Consider the following 2,402-nt stretch of genomic DNA (forward strand, 5'->3'; position numbering starts at 1 on the left):
CTCCACGGCGCCCCCGAAGCCCTCGCCAACCTCAAAAAATACGACTACCCGCCCTCCCAAACCAGCTTCGACGCCGCCTTCAGCCAGGACTAAGGGATGTAAGGAAGATCGACTGCTTGCCAGCGTGCATTTCCGGTCTTCCTTAATGAACCGTGGAGCTTCATGATTCAAACCACAATTACTTGCACTCCACCGGCACTCAATCGTTCAACCACTTGGGCAGGCACTTCCGAGTCAGTCACCAAGATGTCGATTGACTCCAACGGACAAACTGCGGCCATGGCCGAGCGGGAGAACTTGCTGCTGTCAGCAACCAGAATGGTCCTTCTGGCGGCATCAATGATGGCTCGCTTGACGGCAGCGCCCTGGAGATCGTGTGCCATAACACCATCTTCCGGGGATGCCCCGCACGGAGAAATGATGGCTGTGTCGAACCGAACCGAGCGGAGTGATGCCTCCGCCAGCGGCCCTGTAATCGACCCCTCATCATGGCGAACCGACCCGCCCGGGGTAATGAGATTGATGTTGGATTTTCCAAACAAGGCGCCGATCGCCTGCACTGAAAACGGCATCACAGTGAGCCTGGTGCCGACAAGGACACGGGCTATCTCAACGCACGTCGTACCGCTATCGAGGGCCACGGCCTCACCGTTTCGGACCAGTTTGGCAACTGCGGCAGCTAGAAGTCGTTTGGTTTCCGCCACTTCGATTTCCCTCATGGCGTACGGAAGTCCCTCTCCGAGCATCATTGTGCTCACCGCGCCGCCACGTGTTCGCCGTAAGACACCGGCTTGCGCAAGGTGTTCCAAGTCCCGGCGAATGGTCACTTCCGAAATGCCGAGCTGCTGGGACAGTCCGGCCACGTCGACCTTCCCATCCCTGTTCAGTCGCTCCAAAATGCGCTCGTGCCGCTTGATTCCATTCATGATCAAATGATACATCGGACTGATTAAACGAAAGCTAACGGCGTCTACTAGCAACCTGGGTCTCCACATAGCAAGTCGCCGACCCTATTTGAAGGACTTCTAATGGCTTCATTTCTCAGCAACACGTCCGCCCAACTGCTTCGGGCACGATTGGGTGTATTCGGAGCATTCACAATCGTCGGCTTCCTCACCGCGATTTGGCTAGTAAACATTCCCGACATCCAGCAACGGACAGGAGCTTCCCACGCCGTTCTCGGCGGATTGATCCTTTTGCTTGGTCTGGGTGCGCTCATCTCCATGCAATTTGCAGGGCTTCTGATCAGGCGCTTCGGCAGCAGAACTCCGACGCTCATGGGCCTTGGCCTTCTGCTGGTTTCAGTGAACCTTCCCGGCATGGCTTCAGACGCTCTGAGCTTGGGCATCGGACTCTTCATTTTTGGGCTCGGTCACGGCCTGACAGACGTGGCGATGAACCAGCACGCTGTGGTGGTCGAGCGCGGGTATCGACGGCCCATCATGTCCGCTTTCCACGCGTTCTTCTCATTAGGAGGTGCCCTGGGTGCTGTAGCCGGGGCTGCTGGCCAATCGATCCACCTGCACGTGTCATGGATTCTACTGGGCGCCGCCCTGCTGGGTCTGGTTGGTACAGCTTGGTCGGCATTTTCGATGCTTCCGAAAGCCAGTGAAGAACTGCTCGATTTGGACCAAAACCGCGCTGCGCCGAGTGCGACGGGCTCTTCCGACCATCCAGTGGCGCCCAAGCGCGGCCGAATGCTGGCACTGGCACTACTAGCGTTTCTGGTGTTGCTCTCGGAAGGCGCAGCTAATGATTGGAGTGCACTTCAGACCGTTGAGCGTTTGGGCGAACCGGAGGCGGCAGCTGCCTTGGCATATGGGGCCTTCGCTGCCGCGATGACCATTGGCCGACTTCTTGCTGACCGTATTTCACATGCGATCGGACCGGTCAAGGTCGTGAGATTCGGATCTCTCATTGCGGCAACCGGAATGCTCGTCGTTGTCGCGTCTTCTTTCTATCCCTTGTCCCTCTTCGGCTGGCTGCTTTTCGGATTGGGACTCTCAGGGATCATTCCGCAGGTTTACTCCGCGGCCGGGAGTATGGGCCGATCAGATGCCGGTAAGACGCTCTCGCGCGTGGTGAGCTCCGGTTACATCGGGCTTCTAGCTGGACCCGCGATCATTGGATGGCTCGGCGGGATGCTAGGCCTGACCTTTGCCTTCTTGCTGCCGCTCCTCTTCTGCGTCGCGGGAATATTCTTAGCGTCGACGGTGACTAGGGACAGCGAAAGTCTGGCAGAGCTTGCCCTCGCCGCGAGTAAGGATGCGGAGAGCTAAGGCGGCCCGGCATTGGGCAGCCAGGCTCTCAAAAAGACGCAGACCGAACCCTAATATGTGGTTGGTTCCGTCAAGGGGCGGGGAGAAGCGGTCCCGGGGGTTGCTTTCTTGGTGTTGGCCGTG

At 58.2% G+C, this 2,402-nt stretch carries 2 protein-coding genes; one reads left to right on the forward strand and one right to left on the reverse strand.

Annotation, left to right across the window (positions count from 1 at the left end):
• Positions 1 to 167 precede the first annotated feature (167 nt).
• Positions 168 to 926: a DeoR/GlpR family DNA-binding transcription regulator gene (locus OOZ51_RS22310; RefSeq protein ID WP_265982160.1), complete on the reverse strand. Its 759-nt coding sequence runs from the start codon at positions 924 to 926 to the stop codon at positions 168 to 170.
• A gap of 102 nt (positions 927 to 1,028) precedes the next feature.
• Here OOZ51_RS22310 and OOZ51_RS22315 point away from each other — a divergent pair, with 102 nt between their 5' ends.
• Positions 1,029 to 2,279: an MFS transporter gene (locus OOZ51_RS22315; protein ID WP_265982161.1), complete on the forward strand. Its 1,251-nt coding sequence runs from the start codon at positions 1,029 to 1,031 to the stop codon at positions 2,277 to 2,279.
• Positions 2,280 to 2,402: the final 123 nt, after the last annotated feature.

It is taken from the genome of Arthrobacter rhizophilus (assembly GCF_026241105.1).
In the GTDB taxonomy this organism is placed as follows: domain Bacteria; phylum Actinomycetota; class Actinomycetes; order Actinomycetales; family Micrococcaceae; genus Arthrobacter.